Source organism: Micromonospora coriariae (genome assembly GCF_900091455.1).
GTDB lineage: Bacteria > Actinomycetota > Actinomycetes > Mycobacteriales > Micromonosporaceae > Micromonospora > Micromonospora coriariae.
Genome location: NZ_LT607412.1, coordinates 4,015,198 through 4,036,598, shown reverse-complemented (window position 1 = coordinate 4,036,598; position 21,401 = coordinate 4,015,198). Strand labels below are relative to the sequence as shown.

The 21,401-nt window shown below is 68.1% G+C and carries 17 protein-coding genes and 3 rRNA genes; 10 read left to right on the top strand and 10 right to left on the bottom strand.

What is annotated here, in order from left to right; translation table 11 throughout:
- Nucleotides 1-59: 59 nt before the first annotated feature.
- The 6 genes from GA0070607_RS18930 to sigJ all read left to right on the top strand — a co-directional run bounded on the left by GA0070607_RS18930 (nucleotide 60) and on the right by sigJ (nucleotide 4,295).
- Entirely contained in the window at nucleotides 60-836 is a 777-nt protein-coding gene (locus GA0070607_RS18930) for an ABC transporter ATP-binding protein (RefSeq protein WP_231929979.1), read from the top strand.
- A gap of 32 nt (nucleotides 837-868) precedes the next feature.
- A complete protein-coding gene (locus GA0070607_RS33415; protein ID WP_231929978.1) occupies nucleotides 869-1,069 on the top strand; it encodes a hypothetical protein in 201 nt (66 codons plus the stop codon).
- Nucleotides 1,066-1,839 carry an ABC transporter permease gene (locus GA0070607_RS18925; protein WP_231929977.1) on the top strand — a complete coding sequence of 258 codons (774 nt, stop codon included), beginning with the start codon at nucleotides 1,066-1,068 and terminating at the stop codon, nucleotides 1,837-1,839. The genes GA0070607_RS33415 and GA0070607_RS18925 overlap by 4 nt, the downstream gene beginning before the upstream one ends.
- A gap of 10 nt (nucleotides 1,840-1,849) precedes the next feature.
- Entirely contained in the window at nucleotides 1,850-2,638 is a 789-nt protein-coding gene (locus GA0070607_RS18920) for an ABC transporter permease (RefSeq protein WP_089019391.1), read from the top strand.
- A gap of 350 nt (nucleotides 2,639-2,988) precedes the next feature.
- On the top strand, nucleotides 2,989-3,420 hold the full coding sequence (locus GA0070607_RS18915; protein WP_408630915.1) for a carboxymuconolactone decarboxylase family protein: 432 nt from the start codon (nucleotides 2,989-2,991) through the stop codon (nucleotides 3,418-3,420).
- Nucleotides 3,369-4,295, top strand: coding sequence for an RNA polymerase sigma factor SigJ (gene sigJ, locus GA0070607_RS18910; RefSeq protein WP_331716423.1), 927 nt, complete (start codon nucleotides 3,369-3,371; stop codon nucleotides 4,293-4,295). Before GA0070607_RS18915 ends, sigJ begins: the two co-directional genes overlap by 52 nt.
- 16 nt (nucleotides 4,296-4,311) lie before the next feature.
- On the opposite strand, the gene ndk is transcribed toward sigJ, so the two are convergent.
- Nucleotides 4,312-4,737: a nucleoside-diphosphate kinase gene (gene ndk / locus GA0070607_RS18905; protein ID WP_089019389.1), complete on the bottom strand. Its 426-nt coding sequence runs from the start codon at nucleotides 4,735-4,737 to the stop codon at nucleotides 4,312-4,314.
- 141 nt (nucleotides 4,738-4,878) lie between these two features.
- Here ndk and GA0070607_RS18900 point away from each other — a divergent pair, with 141 nt between their 5' ends.
- Entirely contained in the window at nucleotides 4,879-6,294 is a 1,416-nt protein-coding gene (locus tag GA0070607_RS18900) for a VOC family protein (RefSeq protein WP_089019388.1), read from the top strand.
- Between the two features lie 24 nt (nucleotides 6,295-6,318).
- Here the strand turns inward: GA0070607_RS18900 and GA0070607_RS18895 are convergent, their stop codons facing one another.
- The 3 genes from GA0070607_RS18895 to GA0070607_RS18885 are packed head-to-tail and all read right to left on the bottom strand — an operon-like array spanning nucleotide 6,319 to nucleotide 10,702.
- Complete coding sequence (locus tag GA0070607_RS18895; protein WP_089019387.1) at nucleotides 6,319-6,756, bottom strand: DUF4233 domain-containing protein; 438 nt, start codon at nucleotides 6,754-6,756, stop codon at nucleotides 6,319-6,321.
- A complete protein-coding gene (locus tag GA0070607_RS18890) occupies nucleotides 6,753-8,087 on the bottom strand; it encodes a bifunctional folylpolyglutamate synthase/dihydrofolate synthase (RefSeq protein ID WP_089019386.1) in 1,335 nt (444 codons plus the stop codon). Before GA0070607_RS18890 ends, GA0070607_RS18895 begins: the two co-directional genes overlap by 4 nt.
- Nucleotides 8,084-10,702, bottom strand: a complete 2,619-nt coding sequence (locus GA0070607_RS18885) for a valine--tRNA ligase (protein WP_089019385.1) — start codon at nucleotides 10,700-10,702, stop codon at nucleotides 8,084-8,086. Before GA0070607_RS18885 ends, GA0070607_RS18890 begins: the two co-directional genes overlap by 4 nt.
- Before the next feature lie 71 nt (nucleotides 10,703-10,773).
- On the opposite strand from GA0070607_RS18885, the gene GA0070607_RS18880 reads away from it, so the two are divergent.
- Nucleotides 10,774-11,460, top strand: a complete 687-nt coding sequence (locus GA0070607_RS18880) for a hypothetical protein (RefSeq protein ID WP_089019384.1) — start codon at nucleotides 10,774-10,776, stop codon at nucleotides 11,458-11,460.
- 90 nt (nucleotides 11,461-11,550) lie between these two features.
- Here the strand turns inward: GA0070607_RS18880 and rrf are convergent.
- The 3 genes from rrf to GA0070607_RS18865 form a co-directional block, all read right to left on the bottom strand.
- Nucleotides 11,551-11,667, bottom strand: a 5S ribosomal RNA gene (rrf, locus tag GA0070607_RS18875).
- 85 nt (nucleotides 11,668-11,752) lie between these two features.
- Nucleotides 11,753-14,861 (bottom strand): 23S ribosomal RNA (locus tag GA0070607_RS18870).
- A gap of 375 nt (nucleotides 14,862-15,236) precedes the next feature.
- Nucleotides 15,237-16,753: ribosomal RNA gene (locus GA0070607_RS18865) — 16S ribosomal RNA — on the bottom strand.
- Together the 16S, 23S and 5S rRNA genes form the textbook arrangement of a ribosomal RNA operon.
- 633 nt (nucleotides 16,754-17,386) lie before the next feature.
- On the opposite strand from GA0070607_RS18865, the gene GA0070607_RS18860 reads away from it, so the two are divergent.
- Entirely contained in the window at nucleotides 17,387-17,611 is a 225-nt protein-coding gene (locus tag GA0070607_RS18860; protein ID WP_089019383.1) for a hypothetical protein, read from the top strand.
- Nucleotides 17,612-17,615: 4 nt separating this feature from the next.
- On the opposite strand, the gene GA0070607_RS18855 is transcribed toward GA0070607_RS18860, so the two are convergent.
- Together GA0070607_RS18855 and GA0070607_RS18850 are read right to left on the bottom strand one after the other, a co-directional pair.
- Entirely contained in the window at nucleotides 17,616-18,413 is a 798-nt protein-coding gene (locus GA0070607_RS18855) for a carbon-nitrogen hydrolase family protein (protein ID WP_089019382.1), read from the bottom strand.
- Nucleotides 18,414-18,451: 38 nt separating this feature from the next.
- On the bottom strand, nucleotides 18,452-19,285 hold the full coding sequence (locus tag GA0070607_RS18850) for an EamA family transporter (RefSeq protein WP_089019381.1): 834 nt from the start codon (nucleotides 19,283-19,285) through the stop codon (nucleotides 18,452-18,454).
- A 41-nt stretch (nucleotides 19,286-19,326) separates the two neighbouring features.
- Between GA0070607_RS18850 and GA0070607_RS18845 the strand changes: the two genes are divergently transcribed.
- Nucleotides 19,327-19,953, top strand: coding sequence for a helix-turn-helix domain-containing protein (locus GA0070607_RS18845; RefSeq protein WP_089019380.1), 627 nt, complete (start codon nucleotides 19,327-19,329; stop codon nucleotides 19,951-19,953).
- A gap of 24 nt (nucleotides 19,954-19,977) precedes the next feature.
- On the opposite strand, the gene clpX is transcribed toward GA0070607_RS18845, so the two are convergent.
- Nucleotides 19,978-21,273: an ATP-dependent Clp protease ATP-binding subunit ClpX gene (clpX, locus tag GA0070607_RS18840; protein WP_074313784.1), complete on the bottom strand. Its 1,296-nt coding sequence runs from the start codon at nucleotides 21,271-21,273 to the stop codon at nucleotides 19,978-19,980.
- Between the last annotated feature and the right edge of the window lie 128 nt (nucleotides 21,274-21,401).

Here is a 21,401-nt window from a genome sequence, read left to right as displayed (position 1 = left end):
CATTCGGCCCGTTCCGAATTCGTTTCCCACCCGCCCCGGCCACTCCTAGCCTCCGGGCCATGAGCGAACACGCGATCGAGGCGGTCGGGCTGCGCCGCACGTACCGCAGCCGGACCGGATGGTTACGACCACAGCGCCGGGAGGTGGAGGCGGTCCGCGGTGTCGACCTGACGGTCGGCAACGGGGAGCTGTTCGGCCTGCTCGGGCCGAACGGCGCTGGCAAGACCACCACCATCAAGCTGCTGAACACGCTGCTCATCCCGACCGCCGGGGAGGCCCGGATCTGCGGCTTCGACGTGGTCCGGCAGACCCGGGAGGTACGCCGGCGGATCGGGTACGTCTTCGGCGGTGACCGGGGGCTCTACGACCGGCTCTCCGCGCGGGACAACCTGCGCTACTTCGCGGAGCTGTACGGCGTACCGGGGCGGGAGCAGAAGCGGCGGATCGCCGAGCTGTTCGAGCTGGTCCGGCTGACCGGCCGGGAGAACGACCGGGTGGAGGGCTACTCGCGGGGCATGCGGCAGCGGCTGCACATCGCCCGGGGACTGCTGCACCGGCCGCGGGTGCTCTTCCTCGACGAGCCGTCGATCGGGGTGGACCCGGTGGCCGCCCGGGAGCTGCGGCAGACGGTGGCCGACCTCGCCGCCACCGGCACCACGGTGCTGCTCACCACGCACTACATGGCCGAGGCGGACGACCTGTGCGGGCGGATCGCGGTGATCGCGAACGGCACGATCCAGGCCCTCGGCACTCCCGCCGAGCTGCGGCACCACGCCGACGGCCGGCAGGTGCTGGAGGTGGAGGCGTACGGGGTGGCCGTGGCCAACTCGCCCTGATCCACACCCTGCCGGGCGTACGCGAGGCGAGCGTGGTCGTCACCGGCGCGGCGCAGGTGCTGACCGTGCAGTCCGACGCGGGGGTGGACGTGCAGGCCGACGTGTTGCGCGCGCTGGACGGGGTCCGGCTGGGCCGGGTCACCGCCCGGCAGCCCACCCTGGAGGACGCGTACGTGGCGATCGTGAACCGGGTCGACGCACAGACCCGCCCGGTCGAGGCGGTGGCGGCGTGAGGACGTTGCGGATGATCGCGGTCGGGGCGCTGCTGCACGCCAAGCAGCTCAGCCGGTCGCCGTTCGAGATCGCCACCGCGCTGATCGTGCCGGTGGTGCAGGCGACCCTGGCCGTGCACCTGTTCCGGGCCGGCGGCGACCCGGGCCGGCTGCTGGAGGCCGCGGTCGGGGCCGGGCTGATGGGCATCTGGTCGTCGGTGCTGTTCGGGTCGGGTGGCGCCATCCAGAACCAGCGCTGGCAGGGCACTCTGGAAATGATCATGTTGGCGCCCCGGCCACCGGCCCTGGTGGTGCTGCCGATCACGCTGGCCACCGCCCTCACCGGCACGTACGCCATGCTCGCCACGCTGGCCTGGGGCCGGCTGCTGTACGGCATTCCGCTGTCCTTCGCCCACCCGCTGGCCTTCGCGGTCGCGGTACCCGGCTGCATCATCGGGCTCGGCATGTTCGGGCTGTTGCTCGCCTCCACGTTCGTCCTGCTGCGCAACGCCAACGCGCTGACCAACACGCTGGAGTACCCGATCTGGCTGGTCTCCGGGATGCTCGTGCCGATCACCGCGCTGCCCGGCTGGACCGGCCCGATCGCCGCCGTGCTGCCCACCACCTGGGGAGCGCGGGCAGTCCGCGAGGCGGCCACCGGCAGCGGGCCGGTCTGGCCGTCGCTCGGCGTCTGCCTCGCGATCAGCCTGGCCTGCCTCGCGCTCGGCGCGATCATGATGACCCACGTCGAGCGGCGGGCCCGCGCGGCGGCCACCCTCGCGCTGGCCTGAGGAGGCGACGATGCCCGCACTGTTCCGCCTGATCGGCATCGGTGGCGTGATCGCCTACCGTGCCCTGTTCAACTGGACCACCCCGGCGATGTTCGTCGGCACGCTGCTCGTCGGCCCACTGTTCCAGCTACTGTTCTTCGCCTACCTGGGCCGGCAGCTCGGCGTCGCCGACGACGGCTTCTACATCACCGGCAACGCCGTGTTGGCGGCCTCGGTAGCGTGCGTGTTCGGCGGCACGATGGCCGTGTCCAACGAGCGGCGCTTCGGCACGCTCGGACACGTGCTGCTCTCACCGCGCAGCCGCACCGCGGTCTTCCTCGGCCGCGTCCTCCCGTACGCCGCGAACGGCCTGCTGATCGCGGTCACCACACTGACCACGGCGTCGCTGCTGCTCGGCCTGCGGGTGCCGGTCGGCGCGCTGCCGGGACTGTTGCTGGCCCTGACGGTCGCGGCGCTCGCCTGCGGTTTCTTCGGCCTGACCCTGGGCGCGATCGGGCTGCGCTTCCGCGACGTCTGGTTGGTCTCGAACGTCTCGGTGGCGCTGCTGCTCCTGCTCACCGGGGTCAACGTGCCCGCCGCCGGCCTGCCGGCCTGGATGCGCGTCATCGGCGAGCTGCTACCGATCACCCACGCCGCCGAGGCGGCCCGCCGGTTGGTCGCCGGTGAGAGCTTCCGGGCCGCCGCACCCCAACTCGCCGCCGAACTCGCCGTCGGCGCCGCCTACGCCGTCCTCGCCGCACTCCTGCTCAAGCTCTTCGAAGCCGAGTCCCGCCGCCGAGCCTCCCTAGACACCCTCTGACCACCCCACCCCCCGGCCGCCCCCGGCCGACCCCGGCCGCCCCCGGCCGCCCCCGGCCGCCCCCGTTGATCATGAAGTTATTGCCCGTCGCCACGGCGTGTCGTGACAACAACTTCATGATCAACCGTGAGCACCGTGAGCACCGTGAGCACCGTGAGCACCGTGAGCACCGTGAGCACCGTGAGCACCGCGAGCACCGCGAGCGCCCCCGGGGGGTCGGGGGGCTGCGGGCCGGAACGCCGGTTGTCCGGTCGGCATGAGCGGAGTCACAGCGACAGCTGTCACGGCACACCCCGGCCCGCCCGTCGTATGGGGTGTCGAACCGATCAGGGGAGGTAGTCATGCAGCGGATGAACCCGGGCGAGGTGGCGCCGAAGGCGTACCAGGCCGTCATGGGGATGGAGAAGTACGTCCAGTCGAACGTCGACCACACCGTGCTGGAGCTGATCAAGCTGCGGGCGTCGATGCTCAACGGGTGCGCGTACTGCGTGGACATGCACAGCCGGGACGCGCTCGCCGAGGGCGAGTCGAGCCGACGGCTGTTCGCGGTGGCCACCTGGCGGGAGGCGCCGTTCTTCGACGAGCGGGAGCGGGCCGCGCTGGCGCTCACCGACGCGGTCACCCGGCTCGGCGAGCACGGGGTGCCGGACGAGGTGTGGGACGCCGCCGCGAAGGTCTGGTCGGAGAAGGAACTGGCCGACCTCGTCTTCGCGATCGCCACAATCAACGTGTGGAATCGGATCGGGGTGACCCTGCGGTTGGAGCCGCCGGCGCAGGTGTGACGACGACCGAGGCGGCAGAGGCGGCCGGTGCGCTCCAGGCGCACCGGCCCATGCTGCTTGGGCTTGCCTACCGGCTGCTGGGCAGCCTGCACGACGCGGAGGACGTGCTCCAGGAGACGTACCTGCGCTGGCTCGGCGTGGACCGGTCAACTGTCGACGAGCCGCGGAGGTACCTGTCCCGGGTGGTCACCCGCCTGGCGCTGGACCGGCTGCGGGCCCGGCAGGCGGCCCGTGAGACGTACGTCGGGACGTGGCTGCCCGAGCCGGTACCGACCGCGCCCTCGCCGTTCGGGCCGTTGGACCGCGCGGAGCTGCGCGACTCGCTCTCCACCGCGCTGCTGCACGTGCTGGAGCGGCTCACCCCGCCGGAGCGCGCGGTGTACGTCCTGCACACCGCCTTCGACCTGCCGTACGCGGAGATCGCCGAGATCCTGGACCGGACTCCCGAGGACTGCCGGCAGCTGCACCACCGGGCCACCGCCCGGGTGCGACAGGAGCAGCGCCGCTTCACCGCCAGCCGGGCCGAGCGGGAACGTCTGCTGGACGCGTTCCTGGCCGCCGCCCGCGACGGTGACCTGGCGGCGCTCACCGACCTGGTCGCGACGGACGCCACGGCGTGGAACGACGGCGGCGGTCGGGCACGGGCGGCCCGCAACCCGGTCACCGGCGCGGACCGGATCGCCCGGTTCTTCGCCGGGATCTACGGCCCGGGCCGCCAGTGGACGATCCGCCGGGTGGAGTTGAACGGGGAACCAGCCGCCGTGCTGACCCGTGCGGACGGCGGCCGGTACACGTTGACCCTCAGCGCCGCCGACGGCCGGATCACCGGCGTCTACGTGGTGGGTAACCCGGAGAAGCTGCCACCGGCGGGGTGAGCGCCGACGGTGCGGCTCAACCCAGCTCGGGGAACCAGAGCGCGATCTCGCGCTTGGCGCTGTCCGGCGAATCCGAGGCGTGCACCAGGTTCTCCCGGTTGGACAGCGACAGGTCGCCCCGGATGGTGCCGGCGGCGGCCTTGCGCCCGTCGGTCGCGCCGACCAGCCCACGGACCACGTCGATGACCTGGTCGCCGGAGAGCACCAGGGCGACCAGCGGACCGCCGGTCATGAAGTCCTTCAGCGGCGGGTAGAAAGCCTTGTCGACGTGTTCGGAGTAGTGCTCGTCGGCGAGCGCGGCGTCCATCGTCCGGTGCACCATCGCGTCGATCCGCAGCCCCTTGCGCTCGAAGCGGGAGAGGACCTCGCCGACCAGGCCGCGGCGAACCGCGTCGGGCTTGATCAGAACGAGGCTGCGCTCATCCGGGCTGTTGCTGGACACGCTGGGTTCCTCCTGTACGCGCTGAACGCTCGGGATCGGTACGGTCAGCCTAGCGACCCGGTCCCGGCGCCGGCGCGGCGGCCGGTCTTTCCCCCGGTGGCCTATCCGGCCTAGCCTGGCCCTGACCCCGGGAGGTCCACTGTGGCGAATGGCGGGAATCGAACCATCGCGCCGGTACGCAAGTTGATCGGCGCGGTGCTGGGCACCGTGGCCACGTTCGTCATCCTCTTCGGGCTGGGCATGACCAGCTGGGCCATCGTGGCGCTCGGGGTCGCCCTGCTGGTCCTGGCGATCGCGCTGGCCACCGTGCGCGGTGGTGGACGCACCTGGGTGGTCGGCGTCGGGCACGTGCACAGCGCGTCCGAACCACCCACCCAGTACGCGTTCGGCCGCTGCGAGCTGCAACTGGTGATCGACGCCCCCGGTCTGCCGCCCCGGTCCAAGAAGATCATCGAGCCTCGGGTGCCGGTCTCCAAGTGGCCGTCGCTGGGCCAGACCCTGCCGATCCGCGTCGCGCTGGACGACCAGCGGCACGTCAAGGTCCTCTGGGACGAGGTGCCCACCCACGCCGAGACCGCCGCGGCCGTCGCCGACCTGCCACCCGAGTTCGCCGACGCCGAGGCCCTGGACGAGGTGCTGATCCAGCAGGACGCCCCACCGTGGGCCGACCGTGCGCCGGACGACGACTTCCGCGACCCGCTCGGCGATCCGCTCGGCGACCCGTTTCGCGACCCGCCCGGCCCCGACCCGCTCCGTGACGACCCGGGCGTCGCGCCCCCCGAGGAACGCGAGCCGGTGGTGGTGCACCAGAGCCCCGGCGGCCCGGTGGTGCTGGAGGGTGTCGTGGTCGAGCAGGCAACCGGCGCCCAGCCGGCCGCCGGCCGCCTGCCCCGGCGTCCCACCCCCGCCCCACGTCCACCCGCCGAGGAGCGCTTCGACCAGCCGGAGGACGACCGGCCCGCCCCACCCGCCGAGGACCGCTTCGACCCGCCCACCGAACGGCGCTTCGACCCACCTCCGGCGCAGCGGTCCGGTCCGGGCATGACGGACCCGCTGGACCCGCTCGACCTGCCACTGGACGATCCCATCCCGCCCGGCGCCGCACGCGAGACCGTCACCGCCGAGGAACTGGACGAGGCGATCTTCGGGTACGACACGGAGGCCGCCGCCGACCCGGCCGCCCCGATCAGCGGGGTGGGCCTCACGCTGCTGGTTACCGACCTGGCCCGGTCGCTCGGCTTCTACCGCGACGTGCTCGGCTTCACCGAGGTCGACCAGGGCGCCGGCAACGCCGTGCTCGCCTCCGGCACGACCCGCCTGGTGCTGCGGGAGGTGACCGGGGCAGCGCCGATCAGCCGCCGGCTGGTGCACGTCAACCTCGAGGTGGACGACATCGAGGCGGCGTACGGGCGGCTGCGCGGGTCGGGTGTGCGCTTCACGTACGCGCCCCGCGTCGTCAACCGGGGCACCAGGCTGGAGGTATGGGCGGCGGCGTTCCGCGATCCGGACGGCCACGGCATCGCCCTCACCCAGTGGCGCGAACGCGCCGACGCCTGACCGCGAGCGCTGCGCGGTCGGCCGTCAGCCGAGGATGACCCGGCGGACGTGCAGCGCGTATGCCCAGACCAGCGCGAAGATGACGCCCAGCGCGAACAGCGACCAGTGCAGCAGGCCGGCCAGCAGCAGCAGGCCCTGGAGCACGGTACCGGCGTGCCAGGCCCACGGGCGGCGCATCATCCCGGCGAGCCCGATGGCGGCCACCGCCAGGGCCACCACCGCGGCGATCGCGGCCCCGCCCAGGTCACCACCGACCACGCGGATCGGCTGGATGGCCAGCACCAGCACCAGCGCCTCCAGGCTGAGGGTGCCGGCGCCCAGGCCGCGTACCGCCCGCTCCGGGTTGCGCAGCCCGGACCGCCGGGGCTGCTCGCCCGCGGGTTGCTCGCCCGGCGTCCCGGTCGTGGGCTGGTCCGCTGGCGGGTGCTCGGTGCTGCGGCGGTCCCGCTCCGGGCCGGTCATCGCTTGAGCAGCCGACGGGCGTCGGCCACCGTCACCACCGACCCGGTGATCAGCACCCCGACCCCGCTGAGTTCACCCGGGACGTCCTCCTCGGCCAGTGCCACCGCCACCTCGATCGCGTCCGGCATCTCCTCGGCCACCTCGACCCGCTCCTCGCCGAAGATCTCCACGGCCAGCGCGGCGAGTTCCGCCGTCGGCATTGCCCGCGGCGAGCTGTTGCGGGTGACCACCACCAGGTCGACGACCGGCTCCAGCAGCTCCAACAGGCTGGACGCGTCCTTGTCGGCGAGCACGCCGACGACCGCCACCAGCTTGCTGAAGGCGAACTCCTCCTGCAACGCGGTGACCGTGGCAGCCATCCCGTGCGGATTGTGCGCGCCGTCCAACAGGACGGTCGGGGCGTTCCGGACTCGCTCCAACCGACCCGGGGAGCTGGCCTCGGCGAAGCCCTCCCGGACCGCTTCGATGTCCAACTGCCGCGTGGTTCCGGCACCCAGGAACGCCTCCACCGCGGCGAGCGCCACCGCGGCGTTCTGCGCCTGGTGTGCGCCGTGCAGGGGGATGAACACGTCGTCGTAGATGCCGCCGAGCCCCTGGAGGGTGAGCACCTGGCCGCCGACCGCGATGGCCCGGCTCAGCACGCCGAACTCGGCGCCTTCGCGGGCGATGGTCGCGCCCACCTCGGCGCAGCGTTCGAGGAGCGGGCGCGCCGCCTCCTCCTCCTGCGCCGCCGCGATCACTGTGGCGCCCGGGTGGATGATGCCGGCCTTGGCGAGCGCGATGTCCTGGAGCGTGTCGCCGAGCCACTCGGTGTGATCCAGGCCGATCGGAGTGATCACGCAAACCCCGGCCTGGATGACGTTGGTGGCGTCCTCGGCGCCGCCGAGGCCCACCTCGACCACCGCGATGTCGACCGGCGCGTCGGCGAACGTCGCGAACGCCAGCGCGGTGGTCATGTCGAAGTACGTGAGCGGCTCGTCCGACCGCGCGTCGACCAGCTCGGCCAGCGGTCGGATCTCCCGGTACACCGCGGCGAACCGCTCCTCGCTGACCGGCTCGCCGTCCAGGCTGATCCGCTCCCGGACGGTCTCCAGGTGCGGGCTGGTGTACCGGCCGGTGTGCAGCCCGAACGCCCGGAGCAGCGAGTCGATCATTCGCGCGGTGGAGGTCTTGCCGTTGGTGCCGGTCAGGTGGATCGCCGGGTACGCCCGCTGGGGGCTGCCGAGCAGATCGAGCAGTGACTCGATCCGGTCCAGCTCGAAGACCATGCGGGTGAAGCCGCGGGCGGCCAACTCGGCCTCGACGGCGGCGAAATCGGTACGGTCGGTCACGAGGGCAGCGTCTCCAGAGCAGCGTCGATCCGGACCAGGTCGGCCTCGGCGGTGGCCAGCCGTTCGCGGATCTTCGCGACGACGGGCTCGGGGGCCTTGCCGACGAAGGCCGGGTTGTCGAGCTTCGCCCGGGCCTGCCCGACCTCCTTCTCGGCCGCGGCGCGGTCCTTGGTCAGGCGGGCCCGCTCGGCGGCCACGTCGATCGAGCCCCGGGTGTCCAACGCGACACCGACCGCACCGGGCATGGCCAGCGTCGCGCTGGCCTGGAAGCCCTCGCCGGCCGGGTCCAGTCGCACCAGTGAGCGGATCAGCGGCTCGTGGGCCGCGATGCCGGCGTCGGTGAGCCCGTCCAGCCGGGCGGCCACCCGTTGGGTCGGGCGCAGCCCCTGGTCGGAACGGAACCGGCGGATCTCGGTGACCACGCGCTGCACGCTGACCAGCTCCGCCTCGGCGGCGTCGTCGATCAGCGAACGGTCGGCCACCGGCCAGGCGGCGGTCTGCACCGTCTCGCCACCGGTCAACGCGAGCCACAACTCCTCGGTGACGAACGGGATGACCGGGTGCAGCAACCGCAGCAACTGGTCCAGCACGTGCCCGAGGACCCGGCGGGTGGTCTCGGCCCGCTCGCCGCCCTCGGCGAGCACCGGCTTGCTCAGCTCGACGTACCAGTCGCAGACGTCGTCCCAGGCGAAGTGGTAGAGCAGGTCGCACACCTTCGCGAACTCGTACGCCTCGAACTGCTCGTCGACCTCCGCGGTGACGTGCGCGAGCCGGGACAGGATCCACCGGTCGACTGTGGAGAGCTGCTCGGCGGCGGGCAGGTCACCCGAGGTGTGCGCGCCGTTCATCAGCGCGAACCGGGTGGCGTTCCAGAGCTTGTTGCAGAAGTTGCGCGAGCCCTGGCACCAGTCCTCACTGACCGGGACGTCCTGGCCGGGGTTGGCACCGCGGGCCAGGGTGAACCGGGTGGCGTCGGCGCCGAACCGGTCGATCCAGTCCAGGGGGTCGACCACGTTGCCGAACGACTTGGACATCTTCTTGCCGTGCTCGTCGCGGACCATGCCGTGCAGGGCCACCACGTCGAACGGCTGCCGGCCGTCCATCGCGTACAGGCCGAACATCATCATCCGGGCGACCCAGAAGAACAGGATGTCGTAGCCGGTGACCAGGACGCTGGTCGGGTAGAACTTGGCCAGGTCCGGGGTCTGCTCCGGCCAGCCGAGGGTAGAGAACGGCCAGAGCGCGCTGGAGAACCAGGTGTCCAGCACGTCCTCGTCCTGCCGCCAGCCGTCCCCGGTCGGGGGCTGCTCGCCGGGGCCGACGCAGACGATCTCGCCCTCCGGGCCGTACCAGACCGGAATCCGGTGCCCCCACCACAGCTGGCGGGAGATGCACCAGTCGTGCATGTTGTCGACCCAGGCGAAGTAGCGCTTCGCCAGCTCGGCCGGCTCGATCCGGACCCGGCCGTCGCGGACCGCGTCGCCGGCGGCCTGGGCCAGGGGCGCGGTGTTGACGAACCACTGCAACGACAGCCGCGGCTCGACTGTCGTCTTGCACCGCGAGCAGTGCCCGACCGCGTGCACGTACGGCCGCTTCTCGGCCACGATCCGGCCCTGCTCGCGCAGCGCGGCCACGATCGCGGGACGTGCCTCGAAGCGGTCCAGCCCCTCGAACGGGCCGGGCACGGTGATCACGCCGCGCTCGTCCATCACGGTCAGCGCCGGCAGGTCGTGGCGCTGGCCGATCTCGAAGTCGTTCGGGTCGTGCGCCGGGGTCACCTTCACCATGCCGGTGCCGAACGACGGGTCGACGTGCGCGTCGGCGACGATCGGGATGCGCCGCCCGGTCAGCGGCAGCTCGACCTCGGTGCCGATCAGGTGCTGGTACCGCTCGTCGTCCGGGTGCACCGCGACGGCGGTGTCACCCAGCATCGTCTCGGCCCGGGTGGTGGCCACCACGACCTCGTCGCTGTACCGGATGGAAATCAGCTCACCGTCGTCCTCGGTGTGCTCGACCTCGATGTCGGAGAGCGCGGTCAGGCAGCGCGGGCACCAGTTGATGATCCGGTTGGCCCGGTAGATGAGGCCCTCGTCGAAGAGCTTCTTGAAGATCGTCTGGACGGCGCGGGTCAGGCCCTCGTCCATGGTGAAGCGCTCGCGGTCCCAGTCGACCGAGTCGCCGAGGCGCCGCATCTGGCCGAGGATCGCCCCGCCGGACTCGGCCTTCCACTGCCAGACCCGCTCGACGAACTTCTCCCGCCCGAGGTCGTGCCGGGAGAGGCCCTCGCCGGCGAGCTGACGCTCGACCAGGTTCTGGGTGGCGATGCCGGCGTGGTCCATGCCGGGCAGCCAGAGCGCCTCGAAGCCCTGCATCCGCTTACGCCGGGTCAGCGCGTCCATGAGCGTGTGCTCGAAGGCGTGGCCCATGTGCAGCGAGCCGGTGACGTTCGGCGGCGGGATGACGATGGTGAACGGAGGCTTGTCGCTGTCGGCGGAGGCCCGGAAGTGTCCGGCGGCTACCCACTGCTCGTACCGTCGCTGCTCTACCTCGGTGGGCTGGTACTGGCCGGCCAGGGTGGGGGCGTCGGGGCGTCGGGCATCGAGTCTGTCGGTCACCCGTGAAAGTCTACGGAGGGCTTCCGCGGACCCGACGTGCGCCACCTGCCATTCGCGTTACGGTGTCGGCTATGTCCGACGCACATCTCACTGAGCGCCCGCTCGACGACGGTCGCGAGCCGGTCGAGCTGACCGAGGAGCCGATCCAGCTGAGCACCCGGGACCGCGGGGGCGACCCCGACGAGCCGCGTGGCGGGTGGTCCCGCCGGCGCCGGATCGGCTGGGCCGTCGCGCTGGTCGTCGGCCTGGCCGGTGCGGGCGTGCTGGGCGCCGGCGGCTGGAGGATGGTGCAGCAGAAGGACACCCGGCTGACCTCGCCGGACCGGGTGGCGGGCCTGACCCGGGACGACAGCGAACGCGCGAAGAGCACTGCGGACTACCTGCGCAGCGGCCTGGCCGCGGACATCGAGCTGGACCGCAGTTTCGGCACGGTCTACCGCGATCCGGCCGACGACAAGCGGTCGGTGCTCATCTTCGGGGGCACCACCCTGCTCTGGCAGCCGGAGCGGGACCTGGACAGTCTCTTCGGCCTGATGTCCGACGAGACCGGCACGGTGACCGGCGTGCGCGAGGTGTCCGCGGGCGAGCTGGGCGGCGTGATGAAGTGCGGCAACACCAGCGGCGAGGGCGGCGACTTCGCGGTGTGTGGCTGGGCGGACCACGGCAGCGTGGTGATGGCGATGTTCCCGGGGCGGTCGGTCACCGACGCCGGGGCGTTGCTCCGCAACCTGCGCGCCGGCATGCAGACCCGGGACTGAACCTTGGCCGGCGTCGCCGGCTGAGGTGCTTTTTGGGTACGGATATGCGTCAGGGCCACCCCCGAAAGGGGGTGGCCCTGACCAATGTTTGTCCGGCGGCGTCCTACTCTCCCACACCCTCACGAGTGCAGTACCATCGGCGCTGGAGGGCTTAGCTTCCGGGTTCGGAATGTGACCGGGCGTTTCCCCTCCGCCATGACCGCCGTAACTCTATCGACATATCAAACAACACCCATACCACGGGTCTGTTGTTCGTTCATCGAGAGTTGCACAGTGGACGCGTAGCAGCTTAGTAGTCAAGTCCTCGGCCTATTAGTACCGGTCAACTGAACCCGTTACCGGGCTTACATTTCCGGCCTATCAACCCAGTCGTCTAGCTGGGGGCCTTACCCCACAAAGTGGGTGGGATACCTCATCTTGAAGCAGGCTTCCCGCTTAGATGCTTTCAGCGGTTATCCCTTCCGAACGTAGCTAACCAGCCGTGCCCCTGGCGGGACAACTGGCACACCAGAGGTTCGTCCGTCCCGGTCCTCTCGTACTAGGGACAGCCCTTCTCAAGTATCCTACGCGCACGGCGGATAGGGACCGAACTGTCTCACGACGTTCTAAACCCAGCTCGCGTACCGCTTTAATGGGCGAACAGCCCAACCCTTGGGACCTGCTACAGCCCCAGGATGCGACGAGCCGACATCGAGGTGCCAAACCATCCCGTCGATATGGACTCTTGGGGAAGATCAGCCTGTTATCCCCGGGGTACCTTTTATCCGTTGAGCGACACCGCTTCCACTCGCAAGTGCCGGATCACTAGTCCCGACTTTCGTCCCTGCTCGACCTGTCAGTCTCACAGTCAAGCTCCCTTGTGTACTTGCACTCAACACCTGATTGCCAACCAGGCTGAGGGAACCTTTGGGCGCCTCCGTTACCTTTTAGGAGGCAACCGCCCCAGTTAAACTACCCACCAGACACTGTCCCTGAACCGGATAACGGTCCGAAGTTAGATACCCAAATCAACCAGAGTGGTATTTCAAGATTGCCTCCACCCATACTGGCGTATGGACTTCACCGGCTCCCACCTATCCTACACAAGCTAATTCGAGTACCAATGTCAAGCTATAGTAAAGGTCCCGGGGTCTTTCCGTCCTGCCGCGCGTAACGAGCATCTTTACTCGTACTGCAATTTCGCCGGGCCTGTGGTTGAGACAGTGGGGAAGTCGTTACGCCATTCGTGCAGGTCGGAACTTACCCGACAAGGAATTTCGCTACCTTAGGATGGTTATAGTTACCACCGCCGTTTACTGGCGCTTAAGTTCTCCGCTTCGCCCCGAAGAGCTAACAGGTCCCCTTAACGTTCCAGCACCGGGCAGGCGTCAGTCCATATACATCGAATTACTTCTTCGCATGGACCTGTGTTTTTAGTAAACAGTCGCTTCCCCCTGCTCTCTGCGGCCATACAACGCTCCACCCGCGCGGGGCTTCACGTCTCCGGCCCCCCTTCTCCCTAAGTTACGGGGGCAATTTGCCGAGTTCCTTAACCACAGTTCGCCCGATCGCCTCGGTATTCTCTACCTGACCACCTGTGTCGGTTTGGGGTACGGGCCGCTAAGAACTCGCTAGAGGCTTTTCTCGGCAGCATAGGATCACTGACTTCACCTGAATCGGCTCGGCATCACGTCTCAGCCTTCATGTGGTGCGGATTTGCCTACACCACGGCCTACACGCTTACCCCGGCACAACCACCGGCCGGGCTCAGCTACCTTCCTGCGTCACCCCATCGCTTGACTACTACCCATCAGGTTCCCACGCTCACCACCATCCGTCCGAAGACATCAGGCAGCTCGGGTGGTTAGCACAACGAGGTTCATCAGGGACGCTCTTTCGCGGGTACGGGAATATCAACCCGTTGTCCATCGACTACGCCTCTCGGCCTCGCCTTAGGTCCCGACTCACCCAGGGCGGATTAGCCTGGCCCTGGAACCCTTGGTCATCCGGCGGAAGGGTTTCTCACCCTTCTTTCGCTACTCATGCCTGCATTCTCACTCGTGCCGCGTCCACAACTGGGTCACCCCGCTGCTTCACTCGCGGCACGACGCTCCCCTACCCATCCACACACCTGCACAAGGAATCAAGTCCAAGCGAGGTTAAAATGTGAATGCCACAGCTTCGGCGGTGTGCTTGAGCCCCGCTACATTGTCGGCGCGGAACCACTTGACCAGTGAGCTATTACGCACTCTTTAAAGGGTGGCTGCTTCTAAGCCAACCTCCTGGTTGTCTATGCGACCCCACATCCTTTTCCACTTAGCACACGCTTAGGGGCCTTAGCTGGTGATCTGGGCTGTTTCCCTCTCGACTACGAAGCTTATCCCCCGCAGTCTCACTGCCGCGCTCTCACTTACCGGCATTCGGAGTTTGGCTGATTTCGGTAAGCTTGTGGGCCCCCTAGACCATCCAGTGCTCTACCTCCGGCAAGAAACACGCGACGCTGCACCTAAATGCATTTCGGGGAGAACCAGCTATCACGGAGTTTGATTGGCCTTTCACCCCTAACCACAGGTCATCCCCCAATTTTTCAACATTGGTGGGTTCGGCCCTCCACGCGGTCTTACCCGCGCTTCAGCCTGCCCATGGCTAGATCACTCCGCTTCGGGTCTAGGACACGCGACTGAATCGCCCTATTCAGACTCGCTTTCGCTACGGCTCCCCCACACGGGTTAACCTCGCCACATGCCACTAACTCGCAGGCTCATTCTTCAAAAGGCACGCCGTCACCCCGCAAGGCTCCGACGGATTGTAGGCGAACGGTTTCAGGTACTATTTCACTCCCCTCCCGGGGTACTTTTCACCATTCCCTCACGGTACTCGTCCGCTATCGGTCACCAGGAAGTATTTAGGCTTACCAGGTGGTCCTGGCAGATTCACGGCAGATTTCAGGGGTCCGCCGCTACTCGGGAACACCCACAGAAGGTCAGCAACTTTCACCTACCGGACTTTCACCGTCTACGGTCAGCCATTCCAGACTGTTCGACTAGCCACTGACTTTGTAACTTCTCGAACAAGTGTCAGCTTGTTCAGCAGGGTCCCACAACCCCGACCACGCAACCCCTGACAGGTATCACACGCAGCCGGTTTAGCCTCAATCCGCTTTCGCTCGCCACTACTCACGGAATCACTAAATTGTTTTCTCTTCCTACGGGTACTGAGATGTTTCACTTCCCCGCGTTCCCTCCACACACCCTATGTGTTCAGGTGTGGGTGACACCACATGACTGGTGCCAGGTTTCCCCATTCGGACACCCTGGGATCACAGCTTGGTTGACAGCTCCCCCAGGCCTATCGCGGCCTCCCACGTCCTTCATCGGCTCCTGGTGCCAAGGCATTCACCGTTCGCCCTTGACAACTTGACCACAAAGATGCTCGCGTCCACTGTGCAATTCTCAACAAACGACCAACCCACAACCCCACAGCCCCACACCAGCACCACCACAGTGATCGGTATGCGAGACCAGGCCATGCCTGGCAGCCCACGAAACACACGTTTCGCTTCAGGCTCTCCGAAAGAGACAACCAATGGTTGTTCTTTCAGGACCCAACAGGGTGCTCTACGCCATCCCCCAGCCGCACCAGAACCCACCGTTCCCACCACCCGAAGGTGGCTGTACTAAGCAGTCCCGGCCGTTGCCGGCAGAAAACTCACCAGTGTCTCCGCCATCTGAGCACCCCGCCACCACAGTCGGGCAGCGCGGGCTCCATACCGGCTTTCACCGGATGGTGCTCCTTAGAAAGGAGGTGATCCAGCCGCACCTTCCGGTACGGCTACCTTGTTACGACTTCGTCCCAATCGCCAGCCCCACCTTCGACGGCTCCCTCCCACAAGGGGTTGGGCCACCGGCTTCGGGTGTTGCCGACTTTCGTGACGTGACGGGCGGTGTGTACAAGGCCCGGGAACGTATTCACCGCAGCGTTGCTGATCTGCGATTACTAGCGACTCCGACTTCACGGGGTCGAGTTGCAGACCCCGATCCGAACTGAGACCGGCTTTTTGGGATTCGCTCCACCTCACGGTATCGCAGCCCATTGTACCGGCCATTGTAGCATGCGTGAAGCCCTGGACATAAGGGGCATGATGACTTGACGTCATCCCCACCTTCCTCCGAGTTGACCCCGGCAGTCTTCGATGAGTCCCCGCCATAACGCGCTGGCAACATCGAACGAGGGTTGCGCTCGTTGCGGGACTTAACCCAACATCTCACGACACGAGCTGACGACAGCCATGCACCACCTGTGACCGCCCCCGAAGGACCTCACATCTCTGCGAGTTTTGCGGCCATGTCAAACCCAGGTAAGGTTCTTCGCGTTGCATCGAATTAATCCGCATGCTCCGCCGCTTGTGCGGGCCCCCGTCAATTCCTTTGAGTTTTAGCCTTGCGGCCGTACTCCCCAGGCGGGGCGCTTAATGCGTTAGCTGCGGCACAGGGAACCGGAGAGGCCCCCCACACCTAGCGCCCAACGTTTACAGCGTGGACTACCAGGGTATCTAATCCTGTTCGCTCCCCACGCTTTCGCTCCTCAGCGTCAGTATCGGCCCAGAGACCTGCCTTCGCCATCGGTGTTCCTCCTGATATCTGCGCATTTCACCGCTACACCAGGAATTCCAGTCTCCCCTACCGAACTCTAGCCTGCCCGTATCGACTGCAGGCCCGCAGTTGAGCTGCGGGTTTTCACAGTCGACGCGACAAGCCGCCTACGAGCTCTTTACGCCCAATAAATCCGGACAACGCTCGCACCCTACGTCTTACCGCGGCTGCTGGCACGTAGTTGGCCGGTGCTTCTTCTGCAGGTACCGTCACTTACGCTTCGTCCCTGCTGAAAGAGGTTTACAACCCGAAGGCCGTCATCCCTCACGCGGCGTCGCTGCATCAGGCTTCCGCCCATTGTGCAATATTCCCCACTGCTGCCTCCCGTAGGAGTCTGGGCCGTGTCTCAGTCCCAGTGTGGCCGGTCGCCCTCTCAGGCCGGCTACCCGTCGTCGCCTTGGTAGGCCATCACCCCACCAACAAGCTGATAGGCCGCGAGCCCATCCCAAGCCGAAAAACTTTCCACCCAACCTCATGCGAGGCCAGGTAATATTCGGTATTAGCCCCGGTTTCCCGGGGTTATCCCAAAGCTTGGGGCAGGTTGCTCACGTGTTACTCACCCGTTCGCCGCTCGAGTACCCCGAAGGGCCTTTCCGCTCGACTTGCATGTGTTAAGCACGCCGCCAGCGTTCGTCCTGAGCCAGGATCAAACTCTCCAACAAAAAATTAGTTGAACAGCATCCTGACAACAAACAAATGTTGCCAAAGGAATCCCAACCAGCAATCCAAAAGGATCACCAGTCCGGGGTATAAATCATAATTGGCACTGGCTTTTCAAGCACCCTGTTGAGTTCTCAAAGAACAACCACACACCGATCAAAAGCCCCACTCGTGGGGCCCCGTTTCGGGGCAACCGCTAAAACTTACTTGGTCGAACTTTCATTGTCAACCTCGTGTCCGAGGTGATCAACTTGGTTCGTCCTGATCCACGATGACGCACGCCGTACCCGGCGGTCGTTACTGTCGTGGGAAGCCGCAGACCGGCCGATCACCGCTTCGCGGCTCTCCGCCCGGCTCCTGCCGGCTTCAGAACTCTACCCGGTCGGCTTCGCGTCTGCAACCCCGTCTCCGGAGTGAATCCGCACCGCCCGATCCTCAGTCTCGCTCGGCGTTTCCGCCACGAGCCTGGCGCCCGCTCTCGGCCGGTTTGTCCGGCCTCCCCCGTGCAGAGAGAAAGTTACGCGGACGGCCCGGAGAAGGCAAATCAGGGTTCATCACTGGTTTGGCCGAAGGGGTGGCAGTGGTCCCCGCGTAGCCCGCGACGCGGGGACCACCGGCGTGCCAGAGTGTCAGGCATGGATGAGCCCGGGCTCGGCGTCACGGTGCACGCCGAGGAGGCGCTGCTCGGCCTCCTCCTGCCGTTCTGGCAGGTGGTGATCGGCGCGGTCGTCCTGGTCGTCCTGGTGCTCTCGGTGGGGCGGCTGGCCCGGCGGGGCCGCTCCCGGATGACCACCGCACTGCTGGTGACCGCCGCGGTCATCGCGGGCTTCGCGGCGATCGGCGTCCTGCTGGAGGGCTGAGGGCTCAGAGCCGACGGTTGGCCAGGCTGGGCAGCTCGGCCCGGATCTGGGCGAGCCGGTCGAGGTCGAGGTCGACCACGGACACTCCGGGGCCGTCCGGCAACTGGGTGAGGACGGTGCCCCACGGGTCGACCACCATGCTGCGCCCGAAACACGTGCGGCCGGGCTCGTGGTCACCGGTCTGGCCGGCGGCCGCGACGAAGCACTGGTTCTCGATCGCCCGCGCCCGCAGCAGGACCTCCCAGTGGTCCCGCCCGGTGTGCAGCATGAACGCCGCCGGGACCACGAGCAACTGGGCGCCACCCTCGGTGGCCAGGCGCCGGTAGAGCTCCGGGAAGCGCAGGTCGTAACAGATCGACAGGCCCACCCGGAGCCCCTCGATGTCGACCACCACCGGCTGGTCACCTGCGGCGACGCTCGCCGACTCCAGGTAGGAGACCCGGCCGGGTATCTCCACGTCGTACAGGTGGATCTTGCGGTAGCTCGCGGCCAGGCTGCCGGACCGGTCGAAGACCAGCAACGTGTTCCAGGTGTGCTCCGGGTCGGGGCCGGCCTCGTGGAACGACCCGGCCACCAGCCAGATGCCGAGTCGCCGGGCGATCCCGGCGAAGAAGCTGCCCACCTCGCCGTCCACCGGCTCCGGCTCGGGCAACCCGGCGGCGGGGCCCAGGTAGTCGACGTACTCCGGCAGGACCGCGAGGTCCGCGCCGCCGGCGGCGGCGCGTTCCAGCAGGACCTCCGCGGCCGCCAGATTGGCCTTGCGGTCATCCCGGGCGTTCAGCTGGCAGACGGCGACGCGCATGGGCCAAGGGTACGGCCGAAGGGGCCGCACCGGCAGCCTCAGATGCTGGCCAGCACCAGGGCTCCGGCGGCGAAGCCGAGCCCGGCGACCTGCACCGGTCGCAATCTCTCCCGATCGACGGCGAGCGCGAGCAGCACCGTGCTGGCCGGGTAGAGCGCGGCGATCGCCGCGACGATGCTCAGGTGACCCCGGGCGGCGGCCGCGAGGAAGAGCGCGTTCGCGGCACTGTCGAGCAGGCCGGCTACCGCGGCCCACACCAGGACGCGTCGCCCGAGCCGGAGTCGCACGCCGGTGCCTGCGGCCAGCGCGAGGCCGAACGCGATCGAGCTGGCCCGTACGGCCGCCACCGGCCACATGCCGGCCCCTTCGCCAGCCTGGCCGAGCAGCGTGAAGAAGACGCCGAAGAGCGCCCCGGCGGCCAGCGCCAGCCCCACCAGCCGCGCCGGGACCGCCCGCCGGCTACCACCCTCGCCCAGGCTGACCAGTGCGATCGCCAGCACGGCGAGGCCGGCGCCGGTGAGCGCGGCAGCGCCGGGGAACGTCGAGGTGAACAGGCCGGCGACGATCGGCACCACCGCCGCGGTGATCGCGGTGACCGGCGCCACCACGGCCATCATCCCGCCGGCAAGAGCGCGGTAGAGCAGCATGACCCCGGCCGCGCCGGCCACCCCGGCGACCAGCCCCCAGGCGATGTCGCCGACGGTGGGGGTCCCGGGCACGACCAGCACCAGAACGATCAAGAGCGGGACGCTGAGCAGCTGGGAGACCACCGTGACGGCGATCGGATCGGCCCGCCGTGACGCCTTCCCGCCGGAGAAGTCGGCCGTGCCGAATGCAACGGCGGACACCGCTGCCAGGAGAATGGGTAGCATGCGACAGTCGTATCACAATACTGACCGTGAAGGATAGTTCAATGACCGAGACCGGAGCGGGCCGCATCGGCGCGGTGACCGCCGCGGTGGCCCGGCAGGTACGCGAGCTACGCGCCACACGCGGCTGGTCCTTCGAGGAGCTGGCCGGCCGGTCGGGGGTGAGCAAGGGGATGCTCGTGCAGATCGAGAGCGCGCGCACCAACCCGAGCGTCGGCACGCTCTGCCGCGTCGCCGACGCGTTCGGGGTCAACATCGCCCGCCTGCTGGAGCCGGACGAGGAACGGCCCGTCAAGATCACCCCCGTCGCCGACGCGCCCGTGCTCTGGCAGGGCGAACGAGGTGGCACCGCCCACCTGCTCAGTGGGCTGGGCGAACCGGACCTGGTCGAGCTCTGGGACTGGCGGCTGGAACCCGGCGAGGCACACCGCTCCCCCGACCACCCGCGCGGCACCCGGGAAGTCCTCCACGTGCTGATCGGCGCGATCGTCGTCCGCGTCGACGGGCAGGACCACCCCGTCCGGGCCGGCGAGACGATCGAGTTCCACGCCGACCGGGAGCACGGCTACCGCAACGACACCGACCAACCGGCCCGGCTGATGATGGTGACCGTCACCCCGTCGGGCGAGTGGGATCGCCGGACCCGCTCGCGCCGGCCGCGTCAGGACTGAGCGGCCGGCGCGACGCGAGGACGATCAGGCCGACTTCTCCTCGCGGTCCCGCCGGGCACGACGGCCGGTGAACTCGCGGGGCACGATGGTCGGGTTGACGTTCTCCAGGACCACCTCGCGGGTGATCAGCACACGGGCGGCGTCGGGGTTGCTCGGCACCTCGTACATCGCGGAGAGCAGAACCTCCTCGATGATGGCCCGCAGGCCGCGGGCGCCGGTGCCCCGCAGCATGGCCTGGTCGGCGATCGCCTCGAGTGCCGGCTCGTCGAACTCCAGCTCGACCCCGTCCAGCTCGAAGAGACGCTGATACTGCCGGACCAGGGCGTTGCGCGGCTCGGTGAGGATCCGCACCAGGGCGCTGCGGTCCAGGCTGCGCACGTTGGTGATCACCGGCAGCCGGCCCACGAACTCGGGGATCAACCCGAACTTGAGCATGTCCTCCGGCATGACCTGGCTGAAGATGTCATCGGTCGACCGGTCGGACACCGACCGGAGCCGGGCACCGAAGCCGGTGCCACCCTGCCCGGTGCGGGACTCGATGATCTGATCCAGACCAGCGAACGCGCCACCGCAGATGAACAGCACATTTGTGGTGTCGATCTGGATGAACTCCTGGTGCGGGTGCTTGCGCCCGCCCTGCGGCGGCACGTTGGCCACAGTGCCTTCCAGCATCTTGAGCAGGGCCTGCTGCACACCCTCGCCGGAGACGTCCCGGGTGATCGACGGATTCTCCGACTTGCGGGCGATCTTGTCGACCTCGTCGATGTAGATGATGCCGGTCTCGGCGCGCTTGATGTCGTAGTCCGCGGCCTGGATCAGCTTGAGGAGGATGTTCTCCACGTCCTCGCCGACGTAACCCGCCTCGGTCAGCGCGGTGGCGTCGGCGATCGCGAACGGGACGTTCAACATCCGGGCCAACGTCTGCGCCAGGTGGGTCTTGCCGCACCCGGTCGGGCCGAGCAGCAGGATGTTGGACTTGGCCAGCTCGACGGCGTCACTGCCGGAGCCCGGCGCGCCGGCCGCCTCGGCCTGGATCCGCTTGTAGTGGTTGTAGACCGCGACGGCGAGCGCCTTCTTGGCCTGATCCTGCCCGACCACGTAGTTGTCGAGGAACTGGCAGATCTCCATCGGCTTGGGAAGCTCTTCCCACTTCACCTCGCCGGACTCGGCCAGCTCCTCTTCGATGATCTCGTTGCAGAGATCGATGCACTCGTCGCAGATGTAGACCCCAGGCCCCGCGATGAGCTTCTTCACCTGCTTCTGCGACTTGCCGCAGAAGGAGCATTTCAGTAGGTCGCCGCCGTCACCGATCCGTGCCACCTACGTTCTCCCTGCACTCATCGGCCGGAGACCCGGCCCTGACCCTGCGGACGCTGCGCGCCGTCCGGCTTCGTTCACCCCACCGGCCCAACCGGCGAAGCGGTACGGACCCGACGTTACCCGCTGGC